Raw genomic sequence first — 20,490 nt, forward strand, 5'->3', positions numbered from 1 at the left:
GATATCCCGTCGACTGTTGGCGGTTCTATCGAGATGGTTTCGTTGCGCTCAACGAATACATCGGCGGCGAACTCGTCGACGCATTCACGGATTGGGGCAATCTTGATTGGGAAGACTCGATCCTCATCCTCCGCAAGCCGAACTGGGACGCTGACGGCCGCGATCGCTTTCACCGTCGGTCGGCACTCCAACGAGCACTGCTCAATGACTCGCTGTTGGACCTGCCCACCCTCGAACAGCAGTGGTCAGATACAACCTCGAACGACGGAGCCGTGAGCGCGCTCTCCACCGTAAAGGCCGGCGCCCTGACCACCGAGCTCGAGGCACGCCGCGCGAAACGCATGGCCGCTGAAGCGTCGGCGGCCATGAACCAGCAGGCCGCGGCGACAGCGCTTGAGGCCCAGGCCGAAGAGCTCGCTGCGCTCCGGGCGCACGTGGATGCATTACACAATGCTCCTGGGCCGGCCCAACAACTCTACGGAAGCGCTCGACGCCGGATCGCTGCACTGGCCGGCACGCGCGGCCGCCACGTCTACAAACGGATGCTCGGACGGACCGACTGAATCCTCGCCGTCGTTCCACGGCACGCAACGGGTGATCGGATGCGCACCTGCTGTCAAACCTGAGCGCCAACCAGAACGACAAGCGAGAGCCCGAGCGATTCTCGGCGCGCTGCGCCCAGCAATTCGCCCCATTCTTCGCCGAGTTCGCGACAAAGGACGACGCGACAGGGGCTACGGGACGCGCATCAGACGGAACGTGTCGGTCGACGCAGCGGAGATCCCCGCCACGACCCCGATCAGATCCCCGCTGGCAACGTGGCGCTCGCGCTTTGCCTGCAACACCGCAAGGCGCACACGCTCTTCGTACTCAGCAGTCGCACCTTCGAAATACACCGGGGTGACACCCCAACTTGACGCAAGCTGACGCACCGTTGCGTGCGAGCCACTGAAGCCGAGAATCTTGGCGCTCGGACGAAAGCGCGCCATCGAACGAACGGTGAACCCACTCGCCGAGATGCAGAGCAGCGCACGAACTCGTAGCTCCTGCGCAGCCCGAGCGGCCGAGATCGTGACCGCATCGGTGATCGCGGCTTCGCTGTGATCCTGGTCGGCCATGCGCAGCGCAGCGACGCGTTCGGCCCAGCTGCCGTGGTTGAACGAATCGTCAGAGCGTTCGGCAATGCGCGACATCGTCTCGACAACGAGAGCCGGGTGGTCGCCAATCGCCGTCTCAGCTGAGAGCATCACCGCCGAGGTGCCGTCGAACACTGCGTTGGCGATGTCGGTTGCTTCCGCGCGGGTCGGCGCCTGCGCAGTGACCATCGAGTCGAGCATTTGCGTGGAGGTGATCACCGGCAGGCCGCCCGCGATGCAGTCGCGGATCACTTGCTTCTGCAGGTGCGGCAGCTCCTCGAGTTCGGCCTCGCGGCCGAGCGCACCTCGCGCCACAAGAATCCCGGCGGCGTCTTCGATGATGCTGGGCAGGTTCTCGACCGCTGCCAACGTTTCGATCTTGGCGATGACCATCGGTCCGCGAGGGTGCGGCTCGACAGTGAGCTGACGCAGGTCGCGTCCGGCATTGACGCTCATCGCCACCATGTCGACGCCCACCTCGACGAACGCGGCAAGTGCGGCGCGGTCCTCATCGGACAGCGGACGGTATTCGGCGGACCCGAACGGAATGAAGACGCCAGCGCGTCCACTCAGCGTTCCGCCGGACACGACCCTTGCCACAACCTCGTCGCTCTTGACCTGCAGGACCGAGACGACGACAGACCCGGCAAAGGTGATCTCATCGCCCACGTGGCAGTCATCAACCAGGTGGGCGTAGTCGATCTCGATCCGATCGGCCGTGCTCACTTCGTGGCCAACGACCAAGCTGACCGTGTCGCCGATCTCGAAGTCCAGACCCTCGACCGCGACGCGCCCGATTCTGATCTTCGAACCGGGCAGATCAACCAGCGTGCCGACCGTCCTGCCCATGCGTGCAGCGACGTCGCGGACACGTTGGTGCCGTGTCAAGGCCTCGTCGAGCGGCGTGTGAGCGAGGGCGATGCGCGCCACGTCCATGCCTGCTTCGATCATGGCCTCGAGCGTTGCTTCGTCCTCCGAGGCCGGGCCGATGGTTGCGATGATCTTCGTGCGACGTGCCACGTGCCGAACAGTACCGGGCGAATTGGCCGAGCGGCGGCTGGCAGAATGCTCACATGACATCGAACGTGAGCAGCACCCTGCACTGGTCCGACGCCGACACCGAAGTGCACAAGGTCGTCGTGGGGCCGTATGAGAACAACGTGTTCGTCGTGCGCTGCAAAGCCACCGGCGAGGGCGTGCTCCTCGACGCAGCCGACGAGCACGATCAGCTCCTCGCACTGTGCGATGCACTCGGAGTGAAGCGGGTACTTGAAACACACGGACACTGGGATCACATCCAAGCCATCCCTGCCATGCGCGAAGCCGGCTACGAGGTGGCAGTGACCAAACTCGACGCCCCGATGCTCGCCGAAGTGGGCTACGACGTGTTCCTTGACGACACCGAGGTGATTGAAGTCGGCAAGCTGCGCTTGCATTCGATCCACAACCCCGGCCACACGCCGGGTTCGATCTCGTTTGCCTTGGAGAACACCCCGCTGCTCTTCACCGGCGACACGCTCTTTCCCGGTGGGCCCGGCAACACCAAGTCAGACATCGGTGACTTCGACACGATCATCCGCTCGATCACCGACCGCCTGTTCACCTTCGACGACAAGACGATCGTCCTGCCAGGGCACGGCGACAACACCACGATCGGCGCCGAGCGCCCCCATCTCGAAGCGTGGATCGAACGCGGCTGGTAGCCGTGAAGTACAACGAGCGGCCCGCCGACCACACACCAATCCGTACCACCGACCTGCCGCCGACACCGGTCCGTGACCGCAACATCATGGCCACGGCCTGGATCGAAGCCCCAGCATCTCTGCTCGCGCTCGGTGACGATCTCGCTGGCCAACCGACGGCCGAATACAAGCGCCGCATCGGGCCCTGGATCCTGTGGCGTGCTGGCCCGGCCAAACACGGCGACGCTCGCTACTGGGCCGCACACTCAGATGACCTCACCCGGGCATTCACCCTGCGCCTCTTCCCTGACGGGTCAGCACAAGGTGCCGGCCCCAGCGGTGAGAAACACGATCGCTTCCGCGCCTGGAAAGAAGACCTTCGGGACCACGACTGACGGCCAGCACCCGGTGCCCTACGATCATCGGTGATGAACACACCATTCTTTGACGTCGACCCCATTCTCTTCGAGGGGCCGGACTCCGACAATCCGCTCGCCTTCCGCTGGTACGACGCCGACCGAACAGTCCTGGGTAAGACCATGGCGGAGCACCTTCGCTTCGGTGTCTGCTACTGGCACAGCTTTGCCTGGGACGGATCCGACATCTTCGGCGCCGGCACGCTCGACCGTCCATGGAACCCGGCCTCTCGGACGGGCGACGCCGCGATGGATCCCATGGCGGCCGCCAAGCTCAAGATGAGTGCGGCATTCGAGTTCATCGACAAGCTGGGCGCCCCGTTCTTTTCATTCCACGACATCGACATCGCACCCGCTGGCGGCTCATTCGCCGAAACATGCCGCTTCTTCGACGAGATGGCCGACGAGGCCGCTGGCCACATGGAACGGACTGGCATCGAGTTGCTGTGGGGGACCACCAACGCCTTTTCCCATCCGCGCTTCATGGCCGGGGCTGCAACCAACCCGGACCCTGACATGTTCGCCTACGCCGCGGCGCAGGTCGCGCATTGCATGAACGCCACCCATCGCCTCGGGGGCTCGAACTACGTGCTGTGGGGTGGGCGTGAGGGCTACGAGACCTTGCTCAACACCGACATGAAGCGCGAGCTCGACCAGCTGGGCCGATTCATGAACATGGTCGTGGAGCACAAGTACGCGATTGGTTTCGAGGGCACGCTCTTGATCGAACCGAAGCCGATGGAGCCGACCAAGCACCAGTACGACTACGACGTTGCCACCGTGCACAGCTTTCTCCAGACGTACGGACTTGCCGACGAGATCAAGGTCAACATCGAGGTCAACCACGCGACGTTGTCCGGGCATGACTTCCATCACGAGGTCGCTACCGCGGTCAACGCAGGGATCTTCGGTTCGATCGATGCCAATGCCGGCGACGATCGGCTCGGCTGGGACCTCGACCTGTTCCCCAAGTCGGTCGAGCAGATGACGCTCGGCATGCTCGAAATTCTGCGGGGCGGCGGATTCACCACCGGTGGCCTGATGTTCGACACCAAGCTGCGCCGCCAGTCGATCGCCCGCGACGACCTCTTTCTCGGCCACATCGGCGGGATGGACACGATGGCCCGCTCACTGCTTGCCGCGGCCTCGATCATCGAAGACGGCGAGATCGATCGCCGCCGCGCCGACCGCTACGCCGGCTGGTCCAACGAGCAGCGCATTCTCGATGGCGAGGTCACGCTGCAAGCGCTGCATGACGCCGTCCTCGGCGACGAGACCTTCGACCCGCAGCCGGTGAGCGGTCGCCAAGAAGCGATCGAGCACGTCGTGGCTCGCCACATCGAACGCATCCGATAGCCGCTCCCCGTTTGCGTCGCGATTACTGCCGGCCAGCGGCCCCTGGTGGGTACGCAAACAAAATGCTCGCGAGATCACCGCAATTTGCACTACGGCGGTAGGAGTAATTGCCGACGGCGCGTAGAATCAAGCCCGTGACCGCTCCCCTCTTTCGAGTTGACGACCTCCACGCACAGCCTGCCGAGTCCCCCACAAGCAGCGCAGAAGACGCACTCCTGCGTGGGCTCAACCTGACCGTCAGAGCTGGTGAGGTGCACGCCATCACGGGGCCGAATGGACCAGGTACGTCAGCGCTCGGCGCAACCCTGATGGGATCCAACCAGTACAAGGTCACCAGCGGCACGATCGAGTTCAAGGGCGACGACATCACGCAGTGGCCGGTCGACGAGCGAGCCAAGGCTGGCATGTTCCTCGCGTTCCACGACCCCCAGGTGATCCCCGGCGTCTCGGTCATCCAGTTCCTCCGCCAGGCCATGTCGACTCGCACGGGCATGGACCTCTCGGTACCCGAACTGCGCCTCGCCACAACTGATTGGATCGAGCGCCTCGGCATCGACCCAGCCTTCGCTGATCGACATCTGAACGAAGGGTTCTCCCCCGTCGAATCGGCGAACAATGAGATCATCCAGATGGCCATCCTCAAACCCGAGGTCGCAATCCTCGACGCGACCGCTGCGGGGTTGGACATCGACGTCCTACGGATCGCCGCACAGGGAATCCGCAACGTCCGCACCGACCAGCCCGACATGGGTGTCGTGCTGATCACGCACGACCCGCAACTGCTCAGCGAGGTCACTCCCGACCACATTCACATCCTCGTCGACGGCCACATCGCGGCCAGCGGCGGGATGGAACTTGCTACTCAACTTGAGCAAGACGGGTACGACGCCTTCCGTCTGGCGAGCGCGGTGCAGGCGTGAGTGACACGGCAATGGCCTTCGACCAGGACGCCATCAACGAGCAGTTCCCAATCTTGTCGAGAGAGATCGATGGTGCACCCCTCGTGTATCTCGATTCGGGCAACACGTCCCAGAAGCCACGCCGCGTCATCGACGCGATGTCGAGCTTCATGGAGAACACCTACGCACCGATCAACCGCAGCTCATACCGGCTCGCCGGCGAAGCCACTGAGGCATACGAACAGGGCCGAATCGCGATTGCTCGACTGGTCAACGCGAACTCACCCGACGAAGTGGTCTTCACCAAGAACGCCACCGAGTCGATGAACCTCATTGCCATGGCCTGGGGCCGCGCCAACCTCGACAAAGGCGACGTCGTGGTCCTCACCGAGATGGAGCACCACGCCAACATCGTGCCCTGGATGATGCTCGTTCAGGAGCGCGGCATCCAGATCCGCTGGGTCCCGCTCACCGCCGACGGCCAACTTGACCTGACCGACATCGACACCATCCTCGACGGTGCCAAGGTCTTCTCGTTCACCGCAATGAGCAACGTGCTCGGCACGATTACACCGATCACTCTCCTGTGCAACAAGGCTCATGCCGCCGGCGCGCTTGCCGTCGTCGACGCCTGCCAGTTCGTCCCCCACAACGTCACCGACGTGCAATCTTGGAACGCCGACCTCGTCGCGTTCTCCAGTCACAAAATGTGTGGACCGTCCGGCATCGGGATGTTGTGGGGACGCATGGAGATCCTTGACGCGATGCCCCCGTTCCTCGGTGGCGGCAACATGATCGACACCGTCACGTTCGACGGATTCACCACCGCACCGGTTCCGGCGAAGTTCGAGGCCGGTACACCCCCGATCGTCGAAGCTGTCGGCCTCGCTGCCGCTGTCGAGTTTCTCGAGTCGGTCGGCATGGCCAACATCCGGCAGCACGAGATGGACCTCAGCCGCTACACCCTCGACACGCTCAACGAGCGCTTCGGCGACGACATCACGATCTACGGGCCCGCCAACGTCGAGCAGCGCGGCGGCGTCTTCAGCTTCGCGTTCCGCGATCTCCATCCCCACGATGTGAGTCAGGTCCTCGACGAACGCAACGTGTGCGTACGCGCCGGACACCATTGCGCCAAGCCCCTCATGAAGACCCTGGGAGTCAACGCGACGACCCGGGCAAGTGTGTACCTGTACAACACGACTGACGACATCGATGCACTGGCCGACGCCCTCGACAGTGCCACCGATATCTTCGGGTTCTAGACCGACACTCCGGGAGCGACAGATGCCAGGCCTCGAAGACCTCTACCGAGAAATCATCCTCGACCACTACCGCACCCCACGCAATCGTGGCGAACTCGAACCACCAGCGATCAAGGCCGACGGCCACAACCCGCTGTGCGGCGACGACATCACCGTCTACCTCGACCTCGACACGTCAGCGGGCACAGGCGACGACGCCGTCATCCGCGACATCAAGATCGGCGGCCAAGGCTGCTCGATTTCACAGTCCTCAGCCTCGATGATGAGCCAGGCGATGCTCGGCAAGTCCGTCGGCGACGTGAACGCCCGGATCCGCCGATTCAAGACAATGATGGGGATCGAAGGACTCGATGAGATCGAGAGCGATGCCGACATCGACCTCGGCGACCTCGAAGCGCTGCAGGGCGTCGTGAAGTTCCCGGTTCGCATCAAGTGTGCGGTCCTCAGCTGGAACACCCTGGCCCAAGCCCTCACCCAAGCCGAATAGATACAGGGCCGGAGCCCGGCGACCCCTACGCGGGGTCGGTGGCGGTGGCCGGGCCAGCCAGTGAGAGAATTCCTACACCCACCGTGCAGCACGCCGCAGCAGCGAGATAAGGAAGTCGGTACGAGCCCGACACGTCGTAGAGCCAACCGAGCAGCAGCGGGCCGCCGGCGACACCGACCAGCGCGACGAACTGTGATCGGCTGTAGATGCGCGGATAGTCGCGCACACCAAATCGCTCGGCCAGCAGCAACGGCTGCATCATCAACAGATTGCCGATCGTCAAGCCGAACAGGATGATCGACGCGAAGATCAGTACCGTCGAACTGACGAACGCAAGCATCACCAGCGCCACGGACTGAACCCCCGCGATGACGACGGTGAACCGCATCATTGGCATCACCTGAACAGCACGGCCACCCACGAGTCGGGCCACCACGGATGTGGCCGCCAACGCGGTGACCGCAAACCGGGCCGTCGCCGGATCGGTTCGTTCTTCCACCAGCTTCACCAACTGCTGAATCCCGCCCACCTGGGAACCCAGGGCGAAGATATAGCCGACGGCAACAGCTCGATAGAACGTGGTCTTCACGGCGTCTTCGAACGTCGTGCCGCCGACTGCGGGAGCCACTTCGCCGACGGCGCGACGCTGTCCGTCAGGCGCCCAACCGATCGCTTCTGGATCGGGTTTGACCATGAACCAAGCAACAGGCACCGTGACCGCGACGAAGACCAAGCCCAACCAGGGCGTGGTCGCGGACAGTCCGTATTCGTCGATGAACCGCTTTGCAAACGGCGTGATCACGATGCCGCCCACGGACAGGCCGGTCGACGCGACCGAAAGAGCGACGGCCCGTTTGCTATGGAACCAGCGCGTCACGACGGTCGTTGCGGGCACAAGACCTGCCGCTGCGTAGCCCACGGCGAACACGGCGTACACCAGGAACATCTGCCACTGCGTCTCGACCTGACCGAGCAAAGCGAGCGACCCTCCGGCGATCACGCCGCCGGCCATCATGATGTAGCGCACGTCGAAGCGGGCGATCAGTCGGGCAATCCAGAGCCCGACGACACCGCCGACCACGAAGAAGACCGTGACGCCGAACGAGATGGTGCCGAGCGCCCAACCCTTTTCGTTACTGAAGGCGTTCAGGTAGACGGCGAGGCCGTAGAACGCGAGACCTGAGTTGACCAGCAGGACCGTGAAACAGCCGGCGACCACCCACCAACCCGGAAACCGGCCGGAACGGTGATCGACCGCGTCGGGAACGGTCATCTCGGAGTCAGGAAGTGATGTCATCGATGGCCGCTGCCATGGTGCGATCAACGTCGGTGACCGCGTTGCCCGCGTCATGCGTCGTCAACGAGATCGAGACCCGGTTGTACGTGTTCGACCAGTCGGGATGATGGCCGTGTACTTCAGCGAGCAGCGCAACACGCGTCATGAACCCAAACGCTTCGGAGAAGTCGCCGAATTCGAAGTCCCGCTGCAATCGCCCGTCGGCTTCGACCCAGCGCTGCGACGGGTCAGGAGGAGGGCTCATTCCCCAGAACCTAGGGCGGGCAGGCGCCACCGAGTGCACTGGCCGAAGCGTCGGCGACATCAACGGTCTCGTCGGCGAACAAACGCGACGAGACCAACAAGCTGCGGGCCGGCCCGAGGGTGATGCGCGTCAGCGCTTCTTGCGGAACAGGCGAGAGAACACACCCGGCTTGGTCTGCGCTGCCGCGCGCTCGGCGTCAACCTCGGCCTTGACGTCATCACCGATGGCGTTCAAGATTTCCTCTGCCGCGTCAAGGACTGCGGCAGCCGATCCATCTTCAAGACCAGCAGGCTCAGGCGGCGTCGGCGGGACGACCAGCGTTCCATGCGTCCACGCGGCATCAGCCAATCGTCGCTCGTACCCCGAGCAATTCTCGGGACATCGCCAGGGCGCATCAGGCGCCAAATCAATGTTGCATTTTCTGACCGTGTCGCCGTTTGGATACGACCGGCTCTCGAAGTTCTTGCACTCCGTCCGCATCGGCATCGGGCCAGGATAGGGGTTCGAACAGCCAAGGACCGCGCAGCATGCAGCGGGACTATCCGACCGAACCCTCCATCTGCAGCTCGATGAGACGACTCCATTCAACCGCGTACTCCATCGGCAGCGTCTTCGTCACCGGCTCGATGAAGCCATTGACGATCATGCCCATTGACTGCTCTTCGGAGAGGCCATGCGACATCAGGTAAAAAAGTTGCTCGTTGGCAATTTTTGAGACCTTCGTCTCATGACTGATCTGTGCATCATCCTCCAGAATCTCCAGGTGCGGGAGGTTCAGCGAGGCCGACTGCTCGTCGAGTAGCAGCGCCTCGCACGAAAGAACGCTCGCAGCTCCCGTGGCACCTTCGTCAACGCTGACCAAACCGCGACAGGTGGTTGTGCCGCCGTCCTGACTCATCGACTTGGAGACAATCTTCGAGGTGGTGTTCGGGGCGGCGTGCACCATCTTGGCCCCCGTGTCCTGATGCTGGCCCTTGCCGGCGTAGGCAACCGAGCGCACTTCGCCACTTGCGCCGTCGCCGACCAAGTAGATAGCGGGATACTTCACGGTGAGCTTCGAGCCAATGTTGACATCAACGAACTCCATGTGGCCGTCAGCTTCGACACGAGCTCGATTGGTGACGAGATTGTCGACGTTGTGCGACCAGTTCTGCATGGTCGTGTAGCTGACCCAGGCATTCGGCTTCACCACGATCTCGACAACGGCGCAGCGCAGCGCGTCCTGGGTGTACACCGGTGCCGAGCACCCTTCGATGTAGCGGACCTTCGAGCCCTCGTCAGCAATGATCAGCGTGCGCTGAAATTGGCCTCCGGTTTCGGAATTGGGCCGAATGTCGGACTGCAGCGGCATCGCAACTTCGACGCCCGGCGGAACGTAGACGAACGAGCCACCCGACCACGCCGAGGTGTTGAGGTCAGCAAACTTGTCGTCGCCAGGCGGGATGATCGTGCCGAAGTACTCCTGCACCATGCGCGGGTACTCGCGCACGGCAGTGTCCATGTCACAAAAGAGAACGCCCTGCTCTTCGAGGTCCGCACGACGCTCTGGGCCGACGGCCTCAGAACCGGGCAGTGCGGTGTTGCCTGCGAGGTCGCGCCGTGCGTCCCCTGGTTGCAGTGCCTCATCGATGTCCTGGAAATCGATGTCGGGCATATTGACCGCGAACCATTCGGCCATCGGCTGCTCGCCGAACAGGCCCAGCGAACGAAGCCGGAGCTGCTCCATCCACTCGGGTTCGGCCTTGGACAAAGAGATCTGCCCGACGACGCGGGCGTTGATGCCCTTCACGCCGCGGCGCTGTCTCCGGCGTTCTCGCTTCCCAGCTCGGCGACCGGGAGATCGACCTCGATGAAAATGCACTCACCCGGGCAGGCCTCAGCGGCGTGGACAACGTCCGCGACGTTGCGGCTGGTCACCCATGCGAGGCTGCCGGAGCCGCCGGGATCGTTGAGGGGAGCGCCGTTCTCAGCGACGTAGGCAATGCCGTCTTCGAGTTGAACGAACACGTCGGGGCAGTGGTCAATGCAAATTCCGTCGCCGGTGCAGAGGTCCTGGTCGATCCAGACACGCATGATGAGACTGAACGGTACCGCTGAGTGCGTACATTGGCTCGACCGTGATGAGCAAGAGTGACAAACCCCACAGCAACGCAGCCGAGCCGACTGCTCCACCGGTGGCGCCGACCCGACCACACACGTGGGATCGCCCGACCGGGACGGTCGACGACCCCTACGCGTGGATGCGCGACGTCGACGACCCGGAGTTTCTCCAATATCTCCAGGCAGAGAACGACTACAGCGACCAACACTTCGCGCCACAGGCCGACCTGATCGAGACAATTTTCGGTGAGGTCAAGTCGCGAGTGCAGGAGACCGACATGTCAACGCCCGTCCGCAACGGGCCCTGGTGGTACGTCAGTCGCACCGAGGAAGGCCTGAGCTACCCGCTCCATCAACGCGGGCCAAGCCTCGACAGCGCCGACCGCTTCGTATTGCTCGACGAAAACATCGAGGCCGAGGGCCACGAATACTTCGACCTCGGTGCCCTCGATGCTTCCCACGACCACACGATGTTCGCCTGGTCGATTGACACGTCAGGCGACGAGCGCTACACGCTCCGCGTTCGCCGCTTCGACGAAGACGGAGCAGCCTCGTCGACCGAGGACCTGATCGAAGGCATCGCCAATGCCGGGACCGGCTGGTCATCTGATGGGCAGTGGCTGTTCTATGTGCGAGCCGACGATCAAGAACGCCCCTCCCAGGTGTGGCGCCACCGAGTCGACACCAGCTCGACCGAAGACGACGAACTGATTTTCGAAGAGCTCGACGAACGGTTCTTCGTGGCGATTGGCGAGACCCGCTCGAACGAGTGGATCGTGATTCACACCGCAAGTAAGACGAGCAGCGAAGTACGCCTGGCGCCGTCTGACCTTTCCCAGCCCTTCACCGTCGTGCAACCCCGGCGCGACGACGTCGAGTACCAAGTCGACCACTGGGGTGACCGGTTCGTGATGACCACGAACGACGGCGCTGTCGACTTCCGCGTCCTCACCGCACCGGTCGACAGCGACTGGTCAGACGAGAACGCCTGGTTCGAGCTCATCCCACATGTTCCAGGCCGGCGCATCACCGGAACCGAACCGTTCGCAGCGTTCCTGGTCGTTCATGAATGGGCCGAAGCACAACCGCGGGTACGCATTTTGTTCCGCGATGACGCGTTGCCCGAGCGGTCGATTGACCTCGGCAGCGACCCGCACGACGTCGACCTCTCCTCCAACCCCGAATGGGAGAGCGACACCATTCGTTTCGTCACCTCCTCGATGGTCACACCGCCAACCCTGTTCGAAGAGCACGTCGAGACAGGCGAGCGCGTCCAGCTGCGCCAGATGCCCACCCCCAACGTCGACCTCACGAAGTACACGACCAGCCGACGCTGGGCACCGAGCGGTGCCGACGGCGAGCAGGTGCTGGTCCCGCTCGACATCGTCCACCATGTCGACACACCGCTCGACGGCACCGCCGCCGCGGTGCTGTACGGCTACGGGTCATACGAGACATCACTCCCCCCGTGGTTCTCGGTCGCGCGGCTCTCGCTCCTCGACCGCGGCCTGGTCTTTGCCATTGCGCACACGCGTGGCGGCGGCGAGCTGGGCCGTCAGTGGTACCTCGACGGCAAGCTGCTGACCAAGCAGCGCACGTTCGACGACATGATTGCGTGCTCTGAGCATCTGATCGCAGAAGGCGTGGTCGCGCCCGACCGCTTGGCAATTCGTGGTGGCTCTGCCGGCGGGCTCCTCGTCGGTGCGTGCATGACCCAACGCCCAGACCTGTACGCCAGCGTGATCGCCGAGGTGCCGTTCGTCGACATCGTGTCGACGATGAGCGATCCGACCTTGCCGCTCACAGTGACCGAATGGGAGGAATGGGGCGACCCACGCTCCGAACCCTTCGCCAGCGTGATGGGTCGATACTCCCCCTACGACAACACCGTGGCGGCGGACTACCCAGCGCTGTACGTGACCGCTGGGCTGAACGATCCACGAGTCAGCGTGCATGAGCCGGCCAAGTGGGTGGCGCGCCTGCGGTCAGTCGGAACCGGGACCAAACCACTGGTGATGCGCACGGAGATGGGCGCCGGTCATGGCGGACCGACGGGCCGGTACGACGCGTGGCGTGACGAGGCGCGAAACCTCGCCTTCATCCTGACGACGACCTGACGGGTCGACACCACGTCAGAACAGTGCCAGAACGCTCAGTGCGATGAGCGCGACGTTGCGCGCTACGTGCCGGGCACCGAGCGGTTTGGCAGACCATGCCCCGAAGCAGGCGCACGGCGGGTGCCGGCCCTGTGCCAGCTGCATCAGGATCAACACCGAGAACACAACCAGCATCGCGGTTGCTGCGAGCGCCGCTGGCTGACGTGCCACCTGGACCACCAGAACAGCGCCAATCGCGATTTCGACCCACGGCACCAGCGGAATGGTGATGGACGGAGCACCCAGTCCGCGGGCTTGCACGGGCCACTCAGCACCGGCGGCGATTTTCGACGCACCCGCAACGAGGAACACGACGCCGACGACGATCGATGCTGTGAGGGGGATCCAGTCAGCCACGCCAGGTTGCTGCAATGCCGTCGGGGTTGAGCACTCGAGGCGGCCGCTCAGACTTCGATGGTGCGGCCTTCGCGCGCTGCAAAGACCTCGACGCCGAATTCTCGACCGCACTTGGCTGCTTCTTCGGCAAGCCGATCGAGCGTGTCATCATCGTGCGAGGGGTCGTGGTGGAACAGCGCGAGCCGCTTGGCCCCTGATTCAGCAGCAATCCAGACGGCGTACTCGATCGTGCAATGCCCCCAGTTGCTCTTGAGCGCGAACTCGCTCGGCGTGTACTGAGCGTCGTGGATGATCAGATCGGCGCCTGCACACAACTCGCGCGCCCCTGGTGACATCGCAGGCGTTCCGTCCACCGGCATCTGATGATCGCTGAGGTAAGCGACCGAACGGCCGTGGGCAGTGACGCGGTAACCGAGCGTGTTGCCGACGTGCGGAATCGGCCGGCTCATGACGTCGACGTGCGTGCTCGTTGTCGTCACCTGGAAGCTGGACTCCCAGCAATCGACGAAGTCGATATCACCGGGCAGCATCGCAAGTTCAACGGGAAACAGCGGCGGACAGATGGTGTCGGCAAACACCGAAGCGAGTGTCGCGTCACCCTCCTGGCGAGGCCCGTACATCGTGACATCAGAACCTTCTTGCAGCAACGGCGCAAAGAACGGCAACCCCTGGATGTGGTCCCAATGCAGGTGACTCAGCAGGCAGGTGCCAACAAACCGGGCTCCGGGCGAAAGAGTGTTGCCGAAGTAGCGCAGTCCGGTGCCGAGATCGAACAGGATCGGATCGGCGCCCTCGATGTCGAGCGACACGCATGAGGTGTTGCCGCCGTAGCGAACGAGTTCGGGCGCATGACAAGGAGTTGACCCCCGGACGCCGTGAAAGGTCACGGCAAAACCGTCACCACGCGCAGTCGTGTTCATTCCCCGTTCCCCAATACTTCATGACGATAGAGGTTTGTGTGCTTGCGCTTCCAAACTCTGCGCTGGTGACGTGTGTAACAGGCCACCGCGGTACCTTCGACTCGTGAGCGCTTTTGCCAACCACACCGTCATCCTGCCTGATGTCGAGCTGACCTGCCTGACATCACCGTCGATTGATGATCACGATCGCCCGCTGGTCATCTGCATCCACGGCTTCCCCGACAGCGCCTACTCGTGGCGCCATCTGATGCCTGCGCTCGAAGACGCTGGATTCCGTGTCGCCGCTCCGTTCATTCGCGGTTACGCGCCGAGCACGGTCTCCGGCTCAGGCGCCTATCAGACCGGCGCCTCGGCTCTTGACGCGTGTGCGCTCCACGAGCACTTCGGCGGCGATCACCGTGCCGTCCTGATCGGGCACGACTGGGGCGCCCCGATCGTCTACGGCGCAGCGTCGATCGAGCCCACCCGTTGGGCGAAGGTGATTGCGATGGCGGTTCCGCCCGGCGGTTCGATGGGCCTCGCCTTCGTCACCAACACCGATCAGCTCAAACGGAGCTGGTACATGTTCTTCTTCCAAAACGGGCTCGCTGACATGGTGGTGCCAGCCAACGACATGGCGTTCATCGACATGATCTGGGAGGACTGGTCGCCCGGATACGACGCGACCGATGACCTCCTGCACGTGAAAGACGCGCTGCGCGAACCCGAACACTTGGCTGCGGCCCTGGGCTACTACCGGGCGGCGCTGGGCGACGCGTTTCGCGACCCGGCACACATCGAGGCGCAGAACGCCACACAGGCTGTGCCAGAGCAACCGACGCTGTACCTGCACGGCGTCAATGACGGGTGCATCGGACCCGAGGTCGCCGAGTCGGCCCGGACAATGGTCGGCGACCACGTCGAGATCCGACTCATCGACGGCGTCGGGCACTTTCTGCACCTCGAAGCACCCGACGTCATCAACCCACAGATCCTGGAGTTTCTCTCATGACCGGCAACGCCGACACAGCCCCTGCGCCAACGCTGCCCGACGGCATCGTCATCATCGTCAAAGAAGAGTGCGAGACGTGCCAGACCGTCGTGCCGGTTCTGCAACAGCTCCACGCTGCAACCGAGCTGACGGTCTACACGCAGGACAACGCGTCGTTCCCCTCAGCGCCGACCGCGGCACACGACGCCGATCTGGCGGTGAGCTGGCATCATGAGATCGAGACCGTCCCCACCGTCATCGTCGTCCGCAACGGTGTTGAAGTCGAACGAACGGTGGGCTGGATGCGGCCCGAATGGGAACGCCTCACCGGTGTCGACGGCCTGGGTGAAGGCCTGCCCGTCATGCGCCCCGGGTGCGGCTCGATGAGCGTCGACCCAGATCTTGTCGACATGCTGCGTGTTCGTTTCGGGGCATCAGAGTTGGCCGCTCGCCGCGTCGACGTGGCCGATGCCGAAGACGTCATGGAAATGATGTTCAACCGCGGCTGGACGGACGGGTTGCCCGTCGTTCCCCCGACCGAGCAACGAGTGATGGCGATGCTCGCCGGAACCAGTCGCGCCGGATCCGAGATCGTGGCGACCGTGCCACCCGACCTTGTCGACATCTCCGTCGAAAAAGTCGCGATCGCCGCTGTCATGGCCGGATGTAAACCCGAGTATCTGCCATGGGTACTGACCGCGGTCGAAGCTGCGTGCACCGATGAGTTCAACATGCACGGTCTGCTTGCCACCACCATGCCGGTCGGTCCGGTCATCGTGTGCAGTGGACCCGGCACCCGGGCCATCGGCATGAACTCGGGCGGCAACGCGTTGGGTCAGGGCAATCGCGCCAACCTCACGATCGGACGTGCCTTGCAGTTGGTCATCCGCAACTTCGGCGGCGGTCGGCCCGGCGAGGTCGATCGTGCGGCGCACGGCAGCCCGGCAAAGATCAGCTTCTGCTTCGCTGAGGCCGACGACACGTCGCCGTACGGACGGCTCGCCGGCGAGCTCGGCATTGACGACGGCGTCGATGCGCTGACGTTGTTCGCTGGTGAGGGGCCGCACTGTCTCGTCGATCAGTTGTCGCGGACACCCGAGTCATTGGTCCGTTCATTCGCGCTCAAGCTGCAAACGGTCAACCACCCGAAGTTGATCATGATGTTCGACGCGATCTTGGTGATGGGACCCGAACACGCTCGGGTCTTTGCAGATGCTGGCTGGGATCGCGAACAGATCGTTGCAGGGATCAGCGAGCACCTCAATCGGTCAGGTGCAGAATTGGTGCGCGGCGCCGACGGAATTGCGGAGGGCGTACCCGAAGCATTCGGCGACGCCGAGTCGCTCCCGAAATTCCGCCCTGGCGGGCTGATGCTCACCTATGCGGGCGGCGGAGCCGGCCTGTTCAGCCAGATCATCGGCGGATGGGTCAACGGTGACAAGGGCTCCAAGCCGGTCACACGCGCCGTGGCGTACTAGAACTGTGTCATGACAGCGCTCCTCGATCCGACCAGCGAACAAACACTCGTCGAACGCGAACGTCTCGCGCGACCGTCGACCCTCGAAGGTCTCACCGTTGGCTTGCTCGACATCTCCAAACCGCGTGGCGACGTCTTCCTCGATCGCATCGAAGAGCGATTGGTTGGCATCGGAGCCAACGTCAAGCGCTACGCCAAGCCCACGTTCGCTAAGCCGGCGCCGGTCGACCTCCGCCATCAGATCGCGACGGAGTGTCAGGTGGTCATCGAGGCCTTGGCGGATTGAGGCAGTTGCACGTCGTGCAGTGTGCACGACATCAACGATCTTGAACTGCGTGGCATCCCGTCGATGTTCATCGCCTCCGACCAATTCGTCGACGCTGCAGAGGCCCAGTCGACGGCACTCGGTTTTCCGGCCGTCTCGCGTGTATTCACCCCGCACCCGATTCAAGACCGCACCGACGACGAGATGCTCACCTACGCCGACGTGGCGTTCGACCAGATCCTGGACGCACTGACGCTCTGACCCCAACTTCGAAACACGAGGGACTCCGATGAACCCACCAACCGCGACGGACCAACAGACCAGCACCGAGTTGAGTGAGTACAACCGCATCGCCATCGAAAATGCGGCCAAGCTGCACGAGTTCCGCGCAGCGACCCATCAAGCTGACAAGACGGATCTGCCGATCGAGCAGTTGGTCGCTTCGTTCAACTCGACGGCTGCCGGGGCGTACCGCGAGTACGAGCAGATGGGCGACCGCCCAGTCTCAGAGCACTTGGAGCAGCGCGCTGCCGACCACGGCATCGAGTTCGAACATCTCGGTCTCACACTCGGCACGGTGCTGCACAACGTCGACCTGACCGTGACGCCAACGTCGGAGCTCACGCAGCTCATCCGTGACACTCTGCTTGAACGCAAGGTGATCTTCTTTCGCGATCAACACCTCGACGAAGACCAGCAGACAGCGTTCGGCAGACAGTTCGGCGGTCTTGATGCCTTCCCGTTCGGCACGCCGGGCGACAATCCGTTCATCTTGAAGATTGTCCACGGCCCGGGCAGCCCCGGTACCGAGAACGGCTGGCACACCGACGTCACCTGGATGGAGCAGCCGTCACTCGGCTCGATAGCGCAGTGCGTCGTGACTCCGCCGTACGGCGGCGACACACTCTTCGCAGACAGTCACGCTGCTTACCTCGGCCTGCCGAGTGCGTTGCGCGAGCGGATCAACCACCTGAGCGGCATCAACGACTACCGCATCTTCATCCAGGGACGCGGCCAAGGCGCGATGCCCGACGCCTTGGTCGCCGAGGTGAAGGAACGCATTCCGTTTGGAGTCACACATCCACTCGTACGCACCCATCCCGAAACAGGCAAGCCGGCGCTCTATCTCCACGGCGGGTTTCTCCGCCACGAGTCCCTGTTCGACCGTCGCACGGGCGACACGCTCGATCCGAACGAGTCGAAGCAGATCGTCACCGCACTACTCGCTCAACACGGGCGGCCCGAGTACATCTGTCGATTCCCCTGGCAGGCCGGCTCGATCGCCTTCTGGGACAACCGGGCCGTGCAGCACTACGCCGCAAGCGACTACTACCCACACAAGCGAGTACTGCGCCGCGTCACCATCAGCGGTGACCGCCCCTACAACAACCTCGACTGAGTGACGTCGGGGTCGGGAGCAGGCGTCACTCGGTGACGGCGGGGTCGGGACCAGACGTCACTACCGCAACGCGGTGATGGCGGCTGACGTGGCAAGCACACGGCGGGCACTGTCAACGTGAAGGTTCTCGATCATGCGACCATCGACAGTCACGACACCCTTGCCCTCGGCAACAGCCTCGTCGAATGCAGCGATGACTCGCTGCGCGTACTCGACTTCGTCGGCACTCGGCGCCCACACGTCGTTGGCCGGCTCGACCTGGCTGGGATGAATCAGCGTCTTTCCGTCAAAGCCCATCTCCATGCCCTGCCGACACTCAGCGGCGAAGCCATCTGGATCCTTCACGTCGTTGTAGACACCGTCGAGGATGACCTTGCCTGCCTCGCGAGCAGCGAGCAGTGCGGTGGCGAGGTGCGGCACGAGCGGATGACGGCCTGCCACGATGGGCGAACGCAGCTCTTTCGCGAGGTCATTGGTGCCCATCACGAGCACAGCGACACGCGGATGCGCCGCAATCGAACGGACGTTGAACATCGCTGTCGGGGTTTCAATCATCGGCCAGATCAACGTGCTCTCAGATGCTCCCGCTGCGTCGAGTTGTGCCGACACTGCGTCCACCTGCTCGACGGTGTCAACTTTGGGGATCACGACTGCTGACGGCGACGCGGCGCCGGCGGCTGCGATGTCGCTGGCACCCCACTCGGTGTCAAGACCGTTGCAGCGAATGGTCAACTCGCGGTTGCCGTACTCGCCCGACCGGACAGCGGCAACCGCCTGAGCGCGCGCTGCAGGCTTGGCATCGGGGGCCACCGCATCTTCGAGGTCGAAGATGATCGCATCAGCCGGAATGGCCTTCGCTTTTTCGATCGCTCGCTCGTTGGCTGCGGGCATGTAGAGCACCGAACGGCGGGGGCGAAGATCTGGCATTGAGCTGGTGGGCATCGTCGTCTCTTTCAGAATCCGTAACTGGCGGCGAGTTCAGGGTCGCTGGCAGACAGGGCCTTGGCGAGTTCGACGACGACGTGGCACTGCTTGACCGAAGCGTCGTCTTCCATCTTGCCGTCGAGCATCAGCGCCCCGGTGCCGTCGCCCATTGCCGCGATCACGCGCTGGGCATGTGCGACGTCGGTCGGGTCAGGGCTGAAGACTTTCTTGGCCACATCGATCTGGACGGGGTGGAGGCTCCAGGCGCCAACGCAGCCGAGCAGGTAGGCGTTGCGGAACTGGTCTTCGCAAGCAACCGTGTCCTTGATGTCGCCGAACGGCCCGTAGAACGGGAGGATGCCGTTCATCACGCAGGCATCGACCATGCGCGCAATGGTGTAGTGCCACAGATCCTGTTGATACGTGGTTCGATCGGCGTTGATATCGGTCTCGACCGTTCCGTCTTCCTGAGTCGCCAATGGTGGGTCGGTGCGCACCAGGTAGCCGGGATGACCTCCGCCAACACGGGTGGTCTTCATGCGACGGTTGGCCGCGAGATCGGCCGGACCGAGTGACAGGCCCTGCATGCGTGGCGACGCTGCGCAGATTTCTTCAACATTTGCCATACCCCGTGCGGTCTCCAGGATGGCGTGCACAAGGATCGGCTTCGTCAGCCCCGCCTTGGCCTCGAGCTGAGCGAGCAGGCGGTCGACATAGTGGATGTCCTCCGGCCCCTCCACCTTCGGGATCATGATGACGTCGAGTGCCTCACCAGCTTCGAGCACCGCGGCGGTCAGGTCATCCAGGCCCCAAGGCGAATCGAGACTGTTGACTCGGGTCCAAAACTGAGTGGCCCCGAAGTCGACGGTCTGGGCGACTTCGACCAACCCGGCGCGGGCGGCCTCTTTCTGGTCCGCAGGCACCCCGTCTTCGAGGTTGGCGAGCAAAATGTCGACCGTCGGCGCGATCTGCGGCACCTTCGAACGCATCTTCTCGTTCGCCGCCGGGAAGAAGTGAATCATCCGACTCGGAGGGAACGGGATCTCGCGGACGGGCGCTGGGGCACCGACGGCAAGGGGACGGAAGAAGTCTTTGGCGGGACGCATCAACTCCGACGATAGATCGGTCGGCTGGCCGGGC

21 protein-coding genes and 1 pseudogene are annotated in these 20,490 nt (G+C 63.5%); 12 read left to right on the forward strand and 10 right to left on the reverse strand.

Annotated features, from left to right (window positions below; genetic code table 11):
* Nucleotides 1-563: pseudogene (locus ACH2DW_RS07635) on the forward strand (hypothetical protein); the annotation flags it as partial.
* 171 nt (nucleotides 564-734) lie between these two features.
* Here the strand turns inward: ACH2DW_RS07635 and pyk are convergent.
* Nucleotides 735-2,156, reverse strand: a complete 1,422-nt coding sequence (pyk, locus tag ACH2DW_RS07640; protein WP_394929139.1) for a pyruvate kinase — start codon at nucleotides 2,154-2,156, stop codon at nucleotides 735-737.
* A gap of 53 nt (nucleotides 2,157-2,209) precedes the next feature.
* On the opposite strand from pyk, the gene ACH2DW_RS07645 reads away from it, so the two are divergent.
* The 6 genes from ACH2DW_RS07645 to sufU all read left to right on the forward strand — a co-directional run bounded on the left by ACH2DW_RS07645 (nucleotide 2,210) and on the right by sufU (nucleotide 7,241).
* Nucleotides 2,210-2,839, forward strand: a complete 630-nt coding sequence (locus ACH2DW_RS07645) for an MBL fold metallo-hydrolase (protein ID WP_394929140.1) — start codon at nucleotides 2,210-2,212, stop codon at nucleotides 2,837-2,839.
* 2 nt (nucleotides 2,840-2,841) lie between these two features.
* Nucleotides 2,842-3,213, forward strand: a complete 372-nt coding sequence (locus tag ACH2DW_RS07650; protein WP_394929141.1) for a hypothetical protein — start codon at nucleotides 2,842-2,844, stop codon at nucleotides 3,211-3,213.
* Between the two features lie 33 nt (nucleotides 3,214-3,246).
* Complete coding sequence (gene xylA / locus ACH2DW_RS07655) at nucleotides 3,247-4,590, forward strand: xylose isomerase (RefSeq protein WP_394929142.1); 1,344 nt, start codon at nucleotides 3,247-3,249, stop codon at nucleotides 4,588-4,590.
* Between the two features lie 134 nt (nucleotides 4,591-4,724).
* Nucleotides 4,725-5,510, forward strand: coding sequence for a Fe-S cluster assembly ATPase SufC (gene sufC / locus ACH2DW_RS07660; RefSeq protein ID WP_394929143.1), 786 nt, complete (start codon nucleotides 4,725-4,727; stop codon nucleotides 5,508-5,510).
* 11 nt (nucleotides 5,511-5,521) lie between these two features.
* Nucleotides 5,522-6,754, forward strand: a complete 1,233-nt coding sequence (locus ACH2DW_RS07665) for a SufS family cysteine desulfurase (RefSeq protein WP_394929191.1) — start codon at nucleotides 5,522-5,524, stop codon at nucleotides 6,752-6,754.
* Between the two features lie 22 nt (nucleotides 6,755-6,776).
* Entirely contained in the window at nucleotides 6,777-7,241 is a 465-nt protein-coding gene (sufU, locus tag ACH2DW_RS07670; RefSeq protein ID WP_394929144.1) for a Fe-S cluster assembly sulfur transfer protein SufU, read from the forward strand.
* 25 nt (nucleotides 7,242-7,266) lie between these two features.
* Here the strand turns inward: sufU and ACH2DW_RS07675 are convergent, their stop codons facing one another.
* From ACH2DW_RS07675 to ACH2DW_RS07695, 5 genes are all read right to left on the reverse strand, one after another.
* Nucleotides 7,267-8,538, reverse strand: a complete 1,272-nt coding sequence (locus ACH2DW_RS07675; protein WP_394929145.1) for an MFS transporter — start codon at nucleotides 8,536-8,538, stop codon at nucleotides 7,267-7,269.
* A complete protein-coding gene (locus ACH2DW_RS07680) occupies nucleotides 8,522-8,782 on the reverse strand; it encodes a 4a-hydroxytetrahydrobiopterin dehydratase (RefSeq protein ID WP_394929146.1) in 261 nt (86 codons plus the stop codon). Before ACH2DW_RS07680 ends, ACH2DW_RS07675 begins: the two co-directional genes overlap by 17 nt.
* Before the next feature lie 129 nt (nucleotides 8,783-8,911).
* Nucleotides 8,912-9,268 (reverse strand): hypothetical protein, encoded by a 357-nt coding sequence (locus tag ACH2DW_RS07685; protein WP_394929147.1) that lies wholly within the window; start codon nucleotides 9,266-9,268, stop codon nucleotides 8,912-8,914.
* Between the two features lie 52 nt (nucleotides 9,269-9,320).
* A complete protein-coding gene (sufB, locus tag ACH2DW_RS07690) occupies nucleotides 9,321-10,571 on the reverse strand; it encodes a Fe-S cluster assembly protein SufB (RefSeq protein WP_394929148.1) in 1,251 nt (416 codons plus the stop codon).
* A complete protein-coding gene (locus ACH2DW_RS07695; protein ID WP_394929149.1) occupies nucleotides 10,568-10,855 on the reverse strand; it encodes a ferredoxin in 288 nt (95 codons plus the stop codon). Before ACH2DW_RS07695 ends, sufB begins: the two co-directional genes overlap by 4 nt.
* Nucleotides 10,856-10,902: 47 nt before the next feature.
* Here ACH2DW_RS07695 and ACH2DW_RS07700 point away from each other — a divergent pair, with 47 nt between their 5' ends.
* Entirely contained in the window at nucleotides 10,903-12,999 is a 2,097-nt protein-coding gene (locus tag ACH2DW_RS07700; protein ID WP_394929150.1) for a S9 family peptidase, read from the forward strand.
* Between the two features lie 15 nt (nucleotides 13,000-13,014).
* Here the strand turns inward: ACH2DW_RS07700 and ACH2DW_RS07705 are convergent, their stop codons facing one another.
* Both ACH2DW_RS07705 and ACH2DW_RS07710 read right to left on the reverse strand, forming a co-directional pair.
* A complete protein-coding gene (locus ACH2DW_RS07705; protein WP_394929151.1) occupies nucleotides 13,015-13,395 on the reverse strand; it encodes a MauE/DoxX family redox-associated membrane protein in 381 nt (126 codons plus the stop codon).
* A 47-nt stretch (nucleotides 13,396-13,442) separates the two neighbouring features.
* Entirely contained in the window at nucleotides 13,443-14,315 is an 873-nt protein-coding gene (locus ACH2DW_RS07710; RefSeq protein ID WP_394929152.1) for an MBL fold metallo-hydrolase, read from the reverse strand.
* 103 nt (nucleotides 14,316-14,418) lie between these two features.
* On the opposite strand from ACH2DW_RS07710, the gene ACH2DW_RS07715 reads away from it, so the two are divergent.
* The 4 genes from ACH2DW_RS07715 to ACH2DW_RS07730 are packed head-to-tail and all read left to right on the forward strand — an operon-like array spanning nucleotide 14,419 to nucleotide 18,426.
* Nucleotides 14,419-15,306 (forward strand): alpha/beta fold hydrolase, encoded by an 888-nt coding sequence (locus ACH2DW_RS07715; protein WP_394929153.1) that lies wholly within the window; start codon nucleotides 14,419-14,421, stop codon nucleotides 15,304-15,306.
* Entirely contained in the window at nucleotides 15,303-16,763 is a 1,461-nt protein-coding gene (locus ACH2DW_RS07720) for a thioredoxin family protein (RefSeq protein WP_394929154.1), read from the forward strand. Before ACH2DW_RS07715 ends, ACH2DW_RS07720 begins: the two co-directional genes overlap by 4 nt.
* 9 nt (nucleotides 16,764-16,772) lie before the next feature.
* The gene (locus ACH2DW_RS07725) at nucleotides 16,773-17,288 is read left to right on the forward strand and encodes a UGSC family (seleno)protein (protein ID WP_394929155.1); all 516 of its coding nucleotides are present in this window, start codon (nucleotides 16,773-16,775) and stop codon (nucleotides 17,286-17,288) included.
* 28 nt (nucleotides 17,289-17,316) lie between these two features.
* A complete protein-coding gene (locus ACH2DW_RS07730) occupies nucleotides 17,317-18,426 on the forward strand; it encodes a TauD/TfdA dioxygenase family protein (RefSeq protein WP_394929156.1) in 1,110 nt (369 codons plus the stop codon).
* A 60-nt stretch (nucleotides 18,427-18,486) separates the two neighbouring features.
* Here ACH2DW_RS07730 and ACH2DW_RS07735 read toward each other — a convergent pair whose 3' ends face one another.
* Both ACH2DW_RS07735 and ACH2DW_RS07740 read right to left on the reverse strand, forming a co-directional pair.
* Entirely contained in the window at nucleotides 18,487-19,353 is an 867-nt protein-coding gene (locus tag ACH2DW_RS07735; RefSeq protein WP_394929192.1) for an HpcH/HpaI aldolase/citrate lyase family protein, read from the reverse strand.
* Between the two features lie 26 nt (nucleotides 19,354-19,379).
* Nucleotides 19,380-20,456, reverse strand: coding sequence for an HpcH/HpaI aldolase/citrate lyase family protein (locus ACH2DW_RS07740; RefSeq protein WP_394929157.1), 1,077 nt, complete (start codon nucleotides 20,454-20,456; stop codon nucleotides 19,380-19,382).
* Nucleotides 20,457-20,490: the final 34 nt, after the last annotated feature.

This window comes from uncultured Ilumatobacter sp., from assembly GCF_963980585.1.
In the GTDB taxonomy this organism is placed as follows: Bacteria; Actinomycetota; Acidimicrobiia; order Acidimicrobiales; family Ilumatobacteraceae; genus Ilumatobacter_A.

Coding starts and splice junctions, on each gene's coding strand:
- ACH2DW_RS07700 (WP_394929150.1), top strand. CDS start 10,903: ATGAGCAAGAGTGACAAACCCCACAGCAACGCAGCCGAGCCGACTGCT.
- ACH2DW_RS07645 (WP_394929140.1), top strand. CDS start 2,210: ATGACATCGAACGTGAGCAGCACCCTGCACTGGTCCGACGCCGACACC.
- ACH2DW_RS07710 (WP_394929152.1), bottom strand. CDS start 14,315: ATGAACACGACTGCGCGTGGTGACGGTTTTGCCGTGACCTTTCACGGC.
- ACH2DW_RS07680 (WP_394929146.1), bottom strand. CDS start 8,782: ATGAGCCCTCCTCCTGACCCGTCGCAGCGCTGGGTCGAAGCCGACGGG.
- ACH2DW_RS07685 (WP_394929147.1), bottom strand. CDS start 9,268: ATGCCGATGCGGACGGAGTGCAAGAACTTCGAGAGCCGGTCGTATCCA.
- ACH2DW_RS07675 (WP_394929145.1), bottom strand. CDS start 8,538: ATGACATCACTTCCTGACTCCGAGATGACCGTTCCCGACGCGGTCGAT.
- ACH2DW_RS07665 (WP_394929191.1), top strand. CDS start 5,522: ATGGCCTTCGACCAGGACGCCATCAACGAGCAGTTCCCAATCTTGTCG.
- ACH2DW_RS07740 (WP_394929157.1), bottom strand. CDS start 20,456: ATGCGTCCCGCCAAAGACTTCTTCCGTCCCCTTGCCGTCGGTGCCCCA.
- ACH2DW_RS07720 (WP_394929154.1), top strand. CDS start 15,303: ATGACCGGCAACGCCGACACAGCCCCTGCGCCAACGCTGCCCGACGGC.
- xylA (WP_394929142.1), top strand. CDS start 3,247: ATGAACACACCATTCTTTGACGTCGACCCCATTCTCTTCGAGGGGCCG.
- ACH2DW_RS07695 (WP_394929149.1), bottom strand. CDS start 10,855: ATGCGTGTCTGGATCGACCAGGACCTCTGCACCGGCGACGGAATTTGC.
- ACH2DW_RS07730 (WP_394929156.1), top strand. CDS start 17,317: ATGAACCCACCAACCGCGACGGACCAACAGACCAGCACCGAGTTGAGT.
- sufU (WP_394929144.1), top strand. CDS start 6,777: ATGCCAGGCCTCGAAGACCTCTACCGAGAAATCATCCTCGACCACTAC.
- ACH2DW_RS07735 (WP_394929192.1), bottom strand. CDS start 19,353: ATGCCAGATCTTCGCCCCCGCCGTTCGGTGCTCTACATGCCCGCAGCC.